15 protein-coding genes are annotated in these 13,887 nt (G+C 45.4%); 10 read left to right on the top strand and 5 right to left on the bottom strand.

Annotated features, from left to right (window positions below):
- Positions 1-89 precede the first annotated feature (89 nt).
- Together VM802_RS08510 and holA are read left to right on the top strand one after the other, a co-directional pair.
- Positions 90-815 carry a ribonuclease H-like domain-containing protein gene (locus VM802_RS08510; protein ID WP_325529405.1) on the top strand — a complete coding sequence of 242 codons (726 nt, stop codon included), beginning with the start codon at positions 90-92 and terminating at the stop codon, positions 813-815.
- A 10-nt stretch (positions 816-825) separates the two neighbouring features.
- Entirely contained in the window at positions 826-1,821 is a 996-nt protein-coding gene (gene holA, locus VM802_RS08505; RefSeq protein ID WP_325529404.1) for a DNA polymerase III subunit delta, read from the top strand.
- 10 nt (positions 1,822-1,831) lie between these two features.
- Here the strand turns inward: holA and VM802_RS08500 are convergent, their stop codons facing one another.
- A complete protein-coding gene (locus tag VM802_RS08500) occupies positions 1,832-2,767 on the bottom strand; it encodes a bifunctional riboflavin kinase/FAD synthetase (RefSeq protein ID WP_325529403.1) in 936 nt (311 codons plus the stop codon).
- Between the two features lie 141 nt (positions 2,768-2,908).
- Between VM802_RS08500 and VM802_RS08495 the strand changes: the two genes are divergently transcribed.
- The gene (locus VM802_RS08495; RefSeq protein ID WP_325529402.1) at positions 2,909-4,087 is read left to right on the top strand and encodes an AIR synthase related protein; all 1,179 of its coding nucleotides are present in this window, start codon (positions 2,909-2,911) and stop codon (positions 4,085-4,087) included.
- 54 nt (positions 4,088-4,141) lie between these two features.
- On the opposite strand, the gene VM802_RS08490 is transcribed toward VM802_RS08495, so the two are convergent.
- Positions 4,142-5,398 carry a M56 family metallopeptidase gene (locus VM802_RS08490; RefSeq protein WP_325529401.1) on the bottom strand — a complete coding sequence of 419 codons (1,257 nt, stop codon included), beginning with the start codon at positions 5,396-5,398 and terminating at the stop codon, positions 4,142-4,144.
- A complete protein-coding gene (locus VM802_RS08485) occupies positions 5,395-5,766 on the bottom strand; it encodes a BlaI/MecI/CopY family transcriptional regulator (RefSeq protein WP_325529400.1) in 372 nt (123 codons plus the stop codon). The genes VM802_RS08490 and VM802_RS08485 overlap by 4 nt, the downstream gene beginning before the upstream one ends.
- Positions 5,767-5,937: 171 nt before the next feature.
- Between VM802_RS08485 and VM802_RS08480 the strand changes: the two genes are divergently transcribed.
- From VM802_RS08480 to VM802_RS08470, 3 genes are all read left to right on the top strand, one after another.
- On the top strand, positions 5,938-6,633 hold the full coding sequence (locus VM802_RS08480) for a cell division ATP-binding protein FtsE (RefSeq protein WP_325529399.1): 696 nt from the start codon (positions 5,938-5,940) through the stop codon (positions 6,631-6,633).
- A 146-nt stretch (positions 6,634-6,779) separates the two neighbouring features.
- Positions 6,780-7,052, top strand: a complete 273-nt coding sequence (gene rpsO / locus VM802_RS08475; RefSeq protein ID WP_325529398.1) for a 30S ribosomal protein S15 — start codon at positions 6,780-6,782, stop codon at positions 7,050-7,052.
- 124 nt (positions 7,053-7,176) lie between these two features.
- Positions 7,177-9,495 carry a polyribonucleotide nucleotidyltransferase gene (locus VM802_RS08470; RefSeq protein ID WP_325529397.1) on the top strand — a complete coding sequence of 773 codons (2,319 nt, stop codon included), beginning with the start codon at positions 7,177-7,179 and terminating at the stop codon, positions 9,493-9,495.
- A 78-nt stretch (positions 9,496-9,573) separates the two neighbouring features.
- On the opposite strand, the gene VM802_RS08465 is transcribed toward VM802_RS08470, so the two are convergent.
- The gene (locus tag VM802_RS08465; protein ID WP_325529396.1) at positions 9,574-10,149 is read right to left on the bottom strand and encodes a hypothetical protein; all 576 of its coding nucleotides are present in this window, start codon (positions 10,147-10,149) and stop codon (positions 9,574-9,576) included.
- Positions 10,150-10,275: 126 nt separating this feature from the next.
- Here VM802_RS08465 and VM802_RS08460 point away from each other — a divergent pair, with 126 nt between their 5' ends.
- The 4 genes from VM802_RS08460 (at position 10,276) to VM802_RS08445 (ending at position 12,778) form a co-directional block, all read left to right on the top strand.
- Positions 10,276-10,776, top strand: coding sequence for a 50S ribosomal protein L11 methyltransferase (locus VM802_RS08460; protein ID WP_325529395.1), 501 nt, complete (start codon positions 10,276-10,278; stop codon positions 10,774-10,776).
- Complete coding sequence (locus tag VM802_RS08455) at positions 10,745-11,098, top strand: 50S ribosomal protein L11 methyltransferase (RefSeq protein WP_325529394.1); 354 nt, start codon at positions 10,745-10,747, stop codon at positions 11,096-11,098. Before VM802_RS08460 ends, VM802_RS08455 begins: the two co-directional genes overlap by 32 nt.
- A 122-nt stretch (positions 11,099-11,220) precedes the next feature.
- Positions 11,221-11,862, top strand: coding sequence for a glycerol-3-phosphate 1-O-acyltransferase PlsY (gene plsY / locus VM802_RS08450; RefSeq protein ID WP_325529393.1), 642 nt, complete (start codon positions 11,221-11,223; stop codon positions 11,860-11,862).
- Positions 11,863-11,971: 109 nt separating this feature from the next.
- Complete coding sequence (locus VM802_RS08445; RefSeq protein ID WP_325529392.1) at positions 11,972-12,778, top strand: M48 family metallopeptidase; 807 nt, start codon at positions 11,972-11,974, stop codon at positions 12,776-12,778.
- Between the two features lie 72 nt (positions 12,779-12,850).
- On the opposite strand, the gene VM802_RS08440 is transcribed toward VM802_RS08445, so the two are convergent.
- The gene (locus tag VM802_RS08440; RefSeq protein ID WP_325529391.1) at positions 12,851-13,792 is read right to left on the bottom strand and encodes a hydrogen peroxide-inducible genes activator; all 942 of its coding nucleotides are present in this window, start codon (positions 13,790-13,792) and stop codon (positions 12,851-12,853) included.
- Positions 13,793-13,887 lie beyond the last annotated feature (95 nt).

Genomic DNA, 13,887 nt, shown 5'->3' with positions numbered 1-13,887 from the left:
TGTTTAATTGTTATATGGTTAAAAATCGTTATTCAAAAATAGAGATAAATATTATCATATTCAGAAATATATAAAATAGTTTCTCAAACGTGTTACCGAACATTGCATTAGATCAGTTATTAGTGTTGGACATAGAAACAACCCCCGGTGCTCCGGCACTGGAGCATTTATCTATGGACATGCAACAGCTCTGGCAGGAGAAAATGGCAAAAATTGCGCCAGAATCCGAAAACCCTGCAGAGGGATATGCAGACAGAGCTGGCATCTACGCGGAATTTGGCCGTATTGTATGCATTTCAGTCGGCTTTTTCCACCTGGAGCATAATCACTATTCTTTACGGTTGAAGTCGTTTTATAATGATGATGAATCAGTTGTATTGAATGGGTTTTTAGAATTGGTAAATAAATTCTATGCGAAGTATCCCCGCTTCCAGTTTGCGGGGCACAACATCCGGGAATTTGATATTCCTTTTATTTGCCGAAGGTCTGTTATTCATCATTTATCTTTGCCGCAGCCTTTACAGCTGCATGGTTTCAAACCGTGGGAAGTTCCCATGCTTGATACCCTGCATCTGTGGCGCTTCGGGGATTTTAAACATTATACCTCCCTTAAGCTGCTTACAGCCATCCTTGGCGTAGAAACCCCCAAGGATGATATTGACGGCAGCATGGTGGGCAGGGTATACTGGCAGGATAAAGACCTGCCGCGGATCGCGGCCTATTGCCAGAAAGATGTGGTGGCAGTGGCTCAGCTCCTGCTTCGCTTCAAACGGTTACCGCTGCTGAATCCCGCGGATATTATTATTGTAGGTTAAAGTTGAAAAAATGGAGTACCAGGATATTATCAAAGATTGGAAACAGCAAAAATTCCGACCGTTATACTGGCTGGAAGGAGAAGAAGAATTTTTTATAGACCAGGTGACGAGCTATGCGGAACATGAACTGTTGGATGAAGCTGAGAAAGGATTCAACCTTACTGTGCTGTATGGTAAGGATACAGACTGGAGTACAGTAATCAACGCTTGCCGACGGTATCCCATGTTCGCGGAGAGGCAGGTGGTGGTTCTCAAGGAAGCGCAGGCTATGAGGGATCTGCTCAAACTGGAAACCTATATTGATAATCCGCTCAACACCACCATTTTTGTGGTGGCTCATAAACAGGGTAAAATTGACGGCCGTAGTAAAATGGCCAAGCTTATTAAAGAGAAAGGGGTAATGCTCTCTGCCAAAAAGCTGTATGATAACCAGCTGCCGGCCTGGGCGGAGACTTATGTAACTAGCCGCGGACTGGCCATTTCACAGAAAGCAGCTATTTTGTTGGTAGATCATATTGGCAATGACCTCTCGCGCATTGCCAATGAAATAGATAAATTACTTGTTAACCTGCCTGCTCAGAAAAAGATTGATGAAGGGGATATTGAGAAATATGTGGGTATCAGTAAGGAGTACAATGTATTTGAATTACAAAATGCTCTTGGGCAAAAGAATGCGGATAAGGTTTTTCGCATCATTGGCTATTTTGCCGCCAACCCCAAAGCTGCGCCCATACAGATGACGTTGCCAGCCTTATATAATTTCTTTGCTAAAGTAAATCTTGTGTTCAGTGTAAAGGGAGGGGAGAAGGAAATTGCTTCTGCACTGGGAGTTCATCCTTTTTTTGTGAAGGATTATCTCAACGCCGCCCGCCAGTATGGCCCGGAAGGTACAGAAAAAGCGGTACTCCTCCTGCATCAGTATAACCTGCGGAGTATAGGCATTAACGATAGTGGTGTTGAAGACGGCGAACTGATGAAGGAACTGATGTATAAGGTGATGTATTAACGGGAGCTACTCAGCTTCCCAGGATCGTCCTGGCTTTTGCAGAGTCGTTATCCATCTGTACTATCAGCGCTTTTATGTCGTCAAACTTCTGGTTAGCCCGGATGTATGATTCAAAATAAACGGTGAGCTGCTGTCCGTACAGATCTTCATTGAAATCAAAGATGTGCACTTCCAGCCGGAGGTCTGTTCCATTGAATGTGGGACGGAACCCGATACTCATAACAGCGGGAATGGGGGCTGGCTTACCCGCTACCAGCACCCGCACGGCGTAGATGCCTTCCGCAGGGATCAGTTTTCTTTCATCGGCCAGGCGGAGGTTGGCGGTGGGATAACCCAGCTGCCGGCCCATTTTGTCGCCGTGCACTACTTCACCTGACATGAAATAGGGGTAGCCCAGCAGTTCGTTGGCCAGCTGTATATCTCCTTCCTGCAGACTTTTACGGATCTTGGTGGAGCTTACTATGAGGTCATGAACCACTTGCTGCGGGATCTCAATGAGCCTGAAACCGTATTTTTCCTGTTCGGCTTCCAGCAGTTCAAGTCCGCCTTCCCGGTTGTGACCAAAGCGGTGATCATATCCAATGATGATAGTGTTGGGCTTGAAGCGTGCAATCAGAAAGTCTTCCAGGTACTCGCGGGCGGAGAGTTCAGAGAATGCCTGTGTGAATGGAACCACTACCAGGTGATGTACCCCGCTGCCTTCCAGCAACGATATTTTCTCCTGTAACGTGGTTAACAATCTTATGTTGTTGGGCTTGGGGAGCAATACTTCCCTGGGGTGCGGGTCAAATGTAATGATAACCGTTTCGCCCCCACAGCTGGCAGCAGCCTGCTCCAGCTGTTGCAATATAAAGCGGTGTCCTGCATGTACGCCGTCAAATGTGCCAATAGTAATAACAGCATTGCGGAATACCGGTAAGTGGTCTAAATCCCTGTGAACCTGCATATAATTCAATAACAGTCAAAAACGCGGTGCAAAAGTAACACATTCATCGGGCATTCTGCACGGAATCTGTTACTTTTGCAGCCTGAAGGACATCATAATTCTTCATTCCATTTATTTTACTGTTTTAATCATTTTTTTCCGGTGGATAATAATATTTACGCCAAGCGTGGTGTTTCAGCAGGTAAGGAAGATGTGCATAATGCCATTAAGAACATTGATAAAGGTCTGTTCCCGAAAGCTTTTTGTAAGATAGTGCCTGATATCCTGGGCGGTGATGAAGCGTGGTGCAACATCATGCATGCTGACGGTGCAGGAACCAAATCTTCACTGGCCTACATCTACTGGAAAGAAACCGGTGATATCAGTGTGTGGAAAGGCATTGCACAGGATGCTATCATCATGAATATTGATGACCTGCTATGCGTAGGTGCTACTGATAATATCCTTCTTTCTTCCACTATCGGGCGTAACAAGCAGCTGGTGCCGGGAGAAGTGATCGCTGCTATCATTAATGGCACAGAAGAGATCCTGGAAGAGCTGCGCAACCATGGTATCGGTATTTACTCCACTGGCGGTGAGACCGCTGATGTAGGCGACCTCGTACGTACTATCATCGTAGACTCCACCGTAACCGGCAGGATGAAACGTACCGATGTGATCTCCAACGATCGTATCCAGGCTGGCGATGTAGTGGTAGGGTTGGCTTCTTACGGACAGGCATCCTACGAAACTGCCTATAATGGAGGTATGGGCAGCAACGGCCTGACCAGCGCCCGCCACGACGTATTTAACAAAGAAATTGCTAAAAAATATCCGGAGAGTTTTGATCCGAATATCCCGTTTGAGCTGGTGTTCAGTGGGAAGAAATCATTGACAGAAAAGATTGAGATCCCAGGTTTTGATGCTGTGGATGCTGGTAAACTTGTATTATCACCTACGCGTACTTATGCGCCGGTAATCAAAAAAGTGTTGGAGCAGTTCCGCCCGCAGATTCATGGAATGGTTCATTGCAGCGGTGGTGCACAAACCAAAGTGCTGCACTTTATTGAGGGGCTTCATGTGATCAAGGATAACCTGTTTCCTGTGCCGCCTTTATTCACTCTTATTCAGGAACAATCCGGTACCTCCTGGAAAGAAATGTACCAGGTATTCAACATGGGCCACAGGATGGAGTTGTATGTGCCAGAAGCTATTGCAGCTGATATTATCAGCATCTCTAAAAGCTTCAATATCGAAGCACAGATTATTGGCCGTGTAGAAGCTGCTCCGCAGAAACAGGTAACTGTAAACGCGCCAGCCGGAACCTTTGTATATAATTAGACAGTTTTTTAGTAGTAAGCCATTAAACAAATGGCTTACTACTAAACCTAATAGCTACTCCTGCAATGTAAATCTGATGGGAAGGTTAAACTGAACGGCTACGTGTTGTCCGTTCTGTGTGCCCGGTACCCAGCGCGGCATTTCCGCTATCACACGCAGGGCTTCTTCTTCAAGTCCGCCGCCTCTGGTTTTTCCTACTACTCTTGGATCTTTTATATATCCTTCTTTATCTACCACAAACTGAACAAACACGGTTCCTGAAATACCGTTTTCCTGTGCTTGTCTCGGATATCTAATATTGTGGGAGAGATACCTGGCTAATTCTTCTTCTCCGCCAGGATACTTGGGTGGATACTCCACGAATGTGAATACTTCTTCCTTTTGAGACGTAGCAGATGTCTGTTCCCCGTTTTTGACTGACAGTGGTCGAATGGCGGAAGATTGTTTGTTGGTACAAAAGGTCAGGGAACAGAAAACAAATGCTATCAGTGGCAGTACCAGCAGGCGGCGCATATAGCTGAAGCGCGGTGTTCTGAACTGCGTAAGCATATTGATCCGGCGCATCAACGGCGGATGGAAAAAGCTATTGACGATTGTAAGTTGTTTGCTCTGAAAGGCCATTTGCAGAATGGTTTGTGCGTATTCCGGGACTTCTTCCCCGGCGGCTTTGTTATCTGCAATAAACTCATGGATCAGTGCCAGTTCCCGTTTGATAATATGGAAGAAGGGATTGATCCAGTATATGCTGGTAATGATTTCCAGCAGTAGTTTATCGGCGCTGTGTTTATCGCGCAGGTGTACCATTTCATGACGCAGTATCTGCCTGCCTTCTTCCGTCTCAAGGGGAATGTTATTGTTCCAGAAAATATAGTTGAAGAAGGAGAAAGGTGCTTGTATTTCTTCCCCTTTCACAAACCGGCATGGGGGAATATGCTGTACGTTGTTGCGGCGTACCAGTTGTCTGATATGTACAATGTTCATCAACAGGCGTGCGAGTAAGAATATGATGATGGCGCCGTATATAAACATTACGCCCGTACGAAGAAGAAGTCCGGGATCTTTCTGAGGAGCTACGGTCTGGCCCAGGGTGACCATCTTTTCCGTGTAGCTATAAAACATGGATGGAGATGAAGGCGCTGCTGGCAGCGGAATCTGGAAGAATGGAACAATGAGTGACAGCAGTGTTATCAGTATCAGGTAATACCGGTTCCACTGATGAAAGCGGTTGTTGCGTAGCGCAATAAAGTAATAAGTGTAGAGTACAGCGCTGCACAGTGCCACTTTGGCCAGGTAGGAGGCGATAACTATCATGGCTTGGGTTTTTGGGTGTTTTTAATCTTTTGTACTAGTTTTTCCAGGTCGTTTATACTAAGTTCTTTTTCTTTTACGAAGAAGGATACCAGGTTGCTGAAGGAGCCGCCAAAATAGCCTTTTACCAGGTTGTTGACGGTTTTGTGGCTGTATGCGTCTTTGGTGATAAGGGCAAAATACTGGTGTGATTTGCCGAAGGCTTTATAGTCTACAAATCCTTTCTCCATCAGTATTTTGATAAGGGTGGATACTGTGTTGTAATGAGGTTTGGGATCAGGCATTACTTCAATAATATCTTTCACAAATGCGGGGCCTGTCTGCCAGAGGGCCTGCATTACCTGTTCTTCGGCTTTGGTAAGCTGTTTCATGTGCTTCACGTTTACTTGTTTAAATGTATAACTAAAAAAGTAGTTTTGCAACTATTTTTTTAGTTTAATGAAAATGAGTGATTGAATTTTATACACATTAACACAACGAGTTATGTCTTAATTGGTTATTTTTGCCTGTATACTAACCGCTTAAATGCTTAAATAAAGGACATGACGCCCGAACAGCCTATTATACAATTAACAAATGCCAGTATATACCAGGGGAACTCACTGATTTTGTCTGATGTGAATGTTACTGTCAATAAAGGAGAGTTTGTATACCTTATCGGGAAGACTGGTACCGGCAAATCGAGTCTGCTGAAGACCCTTTACGGAGATCTGCCTTTGCGTGAAGGTACCGGGCAGGTTGTAGGTTTTGATCTGAAGAAGATGGACTGGAAGAAGGTGCCTTACCTGCGTCGTAACCTGGGTGTGGTTTTCCAGGATTTCCAGCTGCTGACAGACCGTAATGTACACGACAACCTGAAATTTGCGCTGCGTGCTACCGGCTGGCAGGATAATAAGCAGATGGAGGACAAGATAACGGATGTACTGGAGAAGGTGGGGCTGGGAACCAAGGGTTTTAAAATGCCTTATGAACTATCGGGTGGCGAGCAGCAGCGTGTGGATATAGCAAGGGCAATGCTCAACTCTCCCAGACTGATTCTGGCTGATGAGCCTACCGGTAACCTGGATCCGGAGACTTCCGACGGTATTATGCAGCTGTTGTTCCGTATTTGCCGGGAAGGTACCGCTATTGTGATGGCTACTCATGATTACATTGTGCTGCAGAAATTCCCATCCAGGGTGCTGCGCACGGAAAACGGGCATGTGATAGATAATGCGGCGGTGAATTTTTCTGCATAATAATACTGAGTAAGAGTAGATTATAGTTATGAATTATTCAGTACTAATTATTAAATTCCAGCTTTATTGGTAATTCGTATTTTTTAGATTACCTTTGCACCGGAAAAATAGCGACAAAAAATTATTATTACTTATTATTATTAAAGATGTCTTACTTAACTGTTGAAAAGAAAGCCAATATTTTTAAGGAATTTGGTGGAAGCGAGAAAAATACAGGCTCTGTAGAAGCGCAAATTGCCCTGCTGACTGAGCGTATCAACAGCATTTCCGATCACCTGAAACAAAACAAAAAAGATTTCTCTACCCACCGTGGTCTGATGAAAATGGTAGGTCAGAGAAAACGCTTGCTTTCTTATCTTTCTAAAACCAACCTCTCCGGCTACCGTGCCCTCATTGAGAAGTTAGGTATCAGAAAATAACCAAGACTTAATTATAGCGCTATTCCCAACTTTCTGGTTGGGAATAGTTTTTTTGTATGTATACGTTTTGTTGTTCTTTCTGCGATGAAAAAAGAATAACTTTATTTTTAATCCTCACTTTTTTATGAATCTGACACCTATCTCAGTGAAATTCGATATAGGAGACGGTCGAGTGGTGACCATCGAAACCGGTAAGTTAGCCCGCCAGGCTGATGGAGCTGTTACGGTGCGTTTGGGAAATGCAATCCTGCTGGCCACTGTGGTAGCAGCCAAAGAACCCAAGCCAGGCCAGTCCTTCTTCCCGCTTACTGTTGACTACCAGGAAAAATTTGCTTCAGCCGGCCGTATTCCAGGCTCTTTCTTCAAACGTGAAGGCAGATTGTCTGATTATGAAGTCCTGATCTCCCGTCTGATAGACCGCGCATTGCGCCCACTGTTCCCCGACAATTATTTTTGTGAAGTACAGGTACTTGTTACCCTCATCTCCTCAGATCCTGAGGTAATGCCTGATGCGCTGGCTTGTCTGGCTGCTTCAGCTGCGCTCGCCGTTTCAGATGTTCCCATTCAGGAAATCATCTCAGAAGTACGCGTTGCCCGCATAGAAGGTAAATATGTTATCAATCCTAACCGTTCCGACCTGGCCAAAGCCGACATGGATTTCATCATCGGTGCTACCGACAAGAACATCATGATGGTGGAAGGTGAAAGTAAAGAGTGCCAGGAAGAAGACCTGATCCAGGCTATTGAGGCAGCGCATGCTGCTATCAAGGTTCAGGTGAAAGCCCAGGAAGAACTGCGCGACCAGAAAGGTGTGAAAGGTAAACGTGAATTTGCGCAGCCTCACCAGAACGAAGAACTCAAAGAGAAAGTAATTGCTTTTGCAAAAGATAAAATCTACCAGGTAGCTAAATCAGCGAGTGCCAAGCATGATCGCAGTGATGCGTTTGCTGCTATCAGCGAAGAACTGAAAGCACACCTGGGAGAAGAATTACCTGAAGAAGACAAGCCGTTGGTAGGTGAATACTTCCATGCGCTGGAAAAAGAGGTAATTCGTAACATGATCCTCGATGAATCCGTTCGCCTTGACGGTCGTAAACTCGATGAGGTACGTCCGCTGGCAATGGAAACAGACATTCTGCCTTCTCCTCACGGTTCTGCTTTATTTACCCGTGGTGAAACACAGTCTCTGACTACTGTTACACTGGGTACTCCTGAAGATGAGCTACTGATCGAAAGCGCAGCTGTTTCCAACTACGTGAAATTCATTCTGCACTATAACTTCCCTCCATTCTCTACTGGTGAAGTGAAAATGATGCGCGGCCCCGGCCGTCGTGAAGTAGGTCACGGTAACCTGGCCATGCGCTCTCTGAAGCAAATGATGCCGGGTGGTGACTATGCATACACTGTAAGGGTGGTTTCCGATATTCTTGAATCCAATGGTTCGTCTTCTATGGCTACCGTTTGCGCCGGTTCACTGGCTCTCATGGATGCCGGCGTACCTCTCCCGAAACACGTTTCCGGTGTGGCAATGGGTCTTATCTCCCGCGCATCTGACGGTAAATGGGCTGTACTTACCGATATCCTCGGTGATGAAGACCATCTCGGTGACATGGACTTCAAAGTAACCGGTACCCGTGATGGTATCGTTGGTATCCAGATGGATATTAAAGTAGACGGTCTGAGCATGGATGTAATGCGCTCTGCACTGGAACAGGCCAAGAAAGGCCGCCTGCACATTGTTGAGGCAATGTATGAAGCTGTTCCTGCTGCCCGTCCTGAGCCTAAACCGCACGCTCCACGTATGGAGAAACTGATCATTGACCGTGAATTTATCGGCGCTGTGATCGGGCCGGGTGGTAAAATCATTCAGGAGATCCAGCGTGAAACAGGCACTACCATCAATATTGAAGAGGTAGGTGAAACCGGCGAAGTAAGTATCTTCTCTGTACAGAAAGAAGGTCTGGATAAAGCCGTTGCATGGGTTAAAGGTATTGTTGCCATCCCTGAAGTTGGCGAAGTATACGAATCTGTAGTAAAATCAATCATGCCATATGGTGCGTTTGTAGAGTTTATGCCTGGTAAACAGGGCTTGCTCCACATCTCTGAAGTTTCCTGGAAACGCCTGGAAACAATGGATGGCGTACTGACTGAAGGTGAAAAGGTAAAAGTGAAACTCACGGGCACAGATCCTAAAACCGGTAAGTTCAAACTGAGCCGCAAAGTGCTGATGCCTAAGCCAGAAGGTTACGTGGAAAAACCGGAGCGTGAAGAACGTGGCGACCGTGGAGATCGCGGCGACAGACGCGACCGTGGTCCCCGTGACGACAGACGTGGAGGTGGAGACAGACGCGATAGCCGTGACCGTGGTGGTGACCGTGGACCCCGTCCGGAACGTCAGGACCGCCCTGAAAAACCACAGGAGCCTACCTTCGACGAAGAATAAAGCCGATAACTGAAATGAAATAAAAGAAAGCAGTCCTTTTCGAAGGACTGCTTTCTTGTTTTATAATATATCCGGTTGTTATCTTCGGGTGATTTGTTCGACACAGAAAGTACTTTCCCTGAATATTTCCTTGCCGCTGTTCAGCCGGAATACGCGGTATGATTCATTCCTGATCGGTTCATAGATAAGTCTGTAGGAGAGCTGCACAGCTTTGGTATTGCGGTCAGTCACTTTAAGTTTGCCTTCAGCAAGGAGGCCTGGCAGTATTTCTTCTACATAGGGGAGGAGAATGCCACCGTCTTCCGCCCAGAGCAGATACATTTTATCGGTATGAAAACTGAGATCATGATTGAGTGTATCTTCCAGGTAGCAGTAGGCTTTGCGGTAGTGGTTGGACATATCCTCGGGATTGAACTGGGCAAACAGGATATGACGGAACACGCGGTTGTTGTATTTGCTGTTACGTAGGGTAGAATCCATACTGGTCATGTAATTGAGCAGTTCCTGCCGGCTAAAGGTGAGCACTGCATTTTCCGTCTGATATACCACTGAGTCTGTCATTGGTTCTAAGGGCTGCTGCATTTTAATTACCAATTGGGCCATACCAGAACAGTAAATGCCCATGCTGGCAAGCAGGAGTAAGAGTGTTTTCATAGATATATATAATATTGTTTGTATATCAAATATAGAAATAATATTTTTAATATGAAAAGCGGAAAGGAGAGAAGTGATTTTATCGGATGAGGAACGATATAGGGCAAATGATTATATTTGCCACTTATGTCACATATTGCTATTACGATGCAGGTGAGCGCAGAGCAGACTGATTTACTGATTGCACAGTTGTCTGATGCTGGCTATGAGGGGTTTGAGGAGCAGCCGGACAGGCTGATTGCCTATATTGCTGAAACTGACTTTGATGAAGCGGTGTTGCTGCAGGTATTACGACCTGATCAGATTACCTATACGAAAGAAACGATAGTGCCTGTTAACTGGAATGCTGTATGGGAAAGTAATTTTCAGCCGGTGCAGGTGGATGATTTTTGTGGTATCCGCGCTGCTTTTCATCCGCCGTTTGATCCGAAGCCGGCCTATGAGATAGTAATTACGCCAAAAATGGCTTTTGGTACCGGTCATCACGCTACAACATCCTCTATGATAAAGCTGATGCAGGGGGTTGACTTTAAAGGCCGTCACGTATTTGATTTTGGAACAGGAACCGGCATACTGGCCATACATACTTGCGGAAATGATGGGGGCAACTCACGTGGATGCTATTGACAATGACGAGTGGGCAGTGAACAATACTCTGGAGAATATTGCTGCCAACGGAGCGGGGGAGGTGCGTGTCTGGCAGGCTGAGAGCCTGGATACAGTTACCGGTAGCTACGATATCCTCCTTGCAAATATCAACTGTAATGTACTGTTGCATTTCATGAAGGATATGCGTCGTTTGTTAAAGCCGGGTGGGATACTGTTGTTAAGTGGCATTATGCCCTCTGATGAAGACCCGATACTGGCATCTGCCGTCTCTTCCGGCTTTGCGGCAGAGAAAAAAATAGAGAAAGACAACTGGCTGGCGCTGCAATTCAGCGTTGCATAGTGTTATAGATTTAAAGTTTATATGAAAAGTATTGATAATCCTACTTTTGTGTTATAAACTTTTCTAATATTCTCGTAATTTTAACATAGAATTTGTTATCTTAGCATTCCTAACTTATAGTGATGACAGAAATTTTATTGCTTATTTGTGCTTACCTGATTGGATCTGTGCCTACGGCTGTTTGGGTAAGTAAAGGTGTTTTCGGCATGGATATCAGGGATTATGGCAGCGGCAATGCCGGTGCTACCAATACCTTCCGTATACTCGGGCCTAAAGCAGGTACTTTTGTTATGGTGGTGGATATGCTGAAGGGTGTGTTGGCAGTGCGTCTCGCTTATCTTGTCTCTTACTATCATGATCCTGAACATCTCACACAGCTGGTAAATCTGCAGATAGGACTGGGGCTTACCGCTGTAGTTGGGCATATTTTTCCGATATGGGCAAATTTCCGCGGTGGTAAAGGCATTGCCACACTGTTTGGCTTGGTACTGGCTATCCAGCCATTGGTGGCATTATGCTGTGTTGGTGTGTTTCTGATGATATTGTTTCTGACGAGGTATGTTTCACTGAGTTCAATTATTGCCAGTATCGCGTTCCCCATTCTGATACTTTACATTTTCAACGAACCTGAAATTTTTTACCGCATTTTCGCAATAGCAGTAGCATTAATGGTGGTACTTACGCATCAGAAAAACATTACCCGGTTGTTGAAGGGGAATGAAAGTAAGGTGCCGCTATTCAGAAACAGGAAAGAGAAAAATTAGTATAGTTATAGCCAATAAAGCATAAAGCGAAAAGTATTGCGGTAAATGTGCATGCTTTTTGCTTTATGCTTTTCGCATTTTAGTGCTTTCTTTAAAAATTGATTCACCCATGAAAAAGATCGTATTTTTCTTTGCTGCCGGCATGAGTATGATGGCTGCGTGTTCACGTGTACCCATTACAGGCCGTAGTCAGTTGAACCTGCTCCCCGAAAGCACCATGCAATCTATGGCGCTGCAGCAATACCAGTCATTTTTGTCCGAGAATAAAGTAGTAGCACAAGGTACCAGTAAAGATGCTGATATGGTGAAGCGGGTTGGGCAGCGTATAGCTGCTGCCGTTACCCAATACATGAACCAGCATGGTATGGGAAATGAAGTGGCAAGTTATAAATGGGAGTTCAATCTGGTAAACAGTAAAGACGTGAATGCCTGGTGTATGCCGGGAGGTAAGGTAGTGGTGTATACGGGTTTGCTTCCTGTGACACAGAATGAAACAGCTCTTGCCTGTGTAATGGGGCATGAGATCGCCCATGCAGTTGCGCGCCATGGTAATGAGCGTATGAGTCAGGGGCTGCTGGCTCAGGGTATCCAGGTTGCCGGTTCGGTAGCACTGGGTAAAAACCCCACGGCAGTGAATATTTTTAACCAGGCATTCGGCATTGGCGGTAATATGGGAATGCTGGCTTTCTCCAGGCAGAATGAGCTGGAAGCTGACCATCTTGGTGTGATCTTCATGGCTATGGCTGGGTATAACCCGCAGGAATCTATTCCTTTCTGGCAACGTATGGCCAATATGAGTGGCGGTAACAAGCCACCAGAACTCCTCAGCACACACCCCAGTGATGCAAGGCGCGTACAACAGCTGCAGCAGCTGATGCCTGAAGCCATGAAATATTATACCCCTGCAAGAGGCTAGCGTATTTAGGAATTTATTTATTTGGGTATTTAGCTATTTTAAATGCAGCGAAATACCCAAATAAATAGGTTCCTAAATATTTATTTCGATTACTTTCTTGTTCTTTTGCACCTTTGTTTTCTCCGGCACGTGCGCCAGTATCTCTTTTTTGAATGCCTCGATCAGTGCCTGTTTGATAAAGTGTCGATGTGTTACCAGGCTGATCTCCCGAACCGGTTCCGGTGTTTTGAAATAACGCACCATATTAAGCTGACGAGCCGAAAGGTCCTGCAGTGAGAGCTCCGGCAAGATTGTATACCCTTCGTTCAGATCCACCATTCTTTTCAGTGTTTCCACACTACCGGTATTGTATTCCAGGTTTTTGTGCTCTCCCATAGTGAACTTGTCCTTACAGATATTGAGCACCTGATTACGCATGCAATGGCCTTCATTGAGCAGCCATACATCATTTAGTTCCAGCTCATCCGTGCGCACTACTTTTTTGTCGTACAGCGGGTTACTTTTGGCAGTATATACCACAAAAGATTCGTAGAACAACGGGTGTTCCTCCAGGTGTGGATTATGTAGCGGAGTGGCCAGCAAGCCACAATCCAGTAACTCCTGTTTTAGTTGCTGGATGATCTGCTCTGTGGGATATTCCCATATTTCCAGCTTTACCTTCGGGTACTTCTTCATAAAGCCGGTGAGAATACGGGGAAGCAGGTAAGGCGCGAGTGTAGGGATGATGCCTACCTTGAGATTACCCTGTACTTCTTTCTTCTGGTCGGCAATGATTTCCCGGATGCGGGCATTTTCTTTAAGGATAGTGCGGGCCTGCGCTATTACAGCCACGCCTATTTCAGTAGGTACTACCGGTAACTTGCTCCTGTCAAACAGTTTAATGCCAAGTTCATCTTCCAGTTTCTGTATCTGCATACTCAGCGTAGGCTGTGTTACATAGCATTTCTCTGCCGCAACAACAAAACTACGGTAGGTGTCTACTGCTACAATATACTCCAATTGAACCGTCGTCATTTTCCCAATAATTGATCCATAAAGGTATTGAGAAAATCTATACAATTTTGGGATTTATTTATTTAGGTATTTAGATATTTAAAATGCAGCGAAGA

The sequence above is a fragment of the Chitinophaga sp. genome (assembly GCF_035538455.1).
Lineage (GTDB): Bacteria > Bacteroidota > Bacteroidia > Chitinophagales > Chitinophagaceae > Chitinophaga.
Note: the sequence above shows the minus strand (reverse complement) of the source record. Positions and strands in the feature narration are given on the sequence as shown.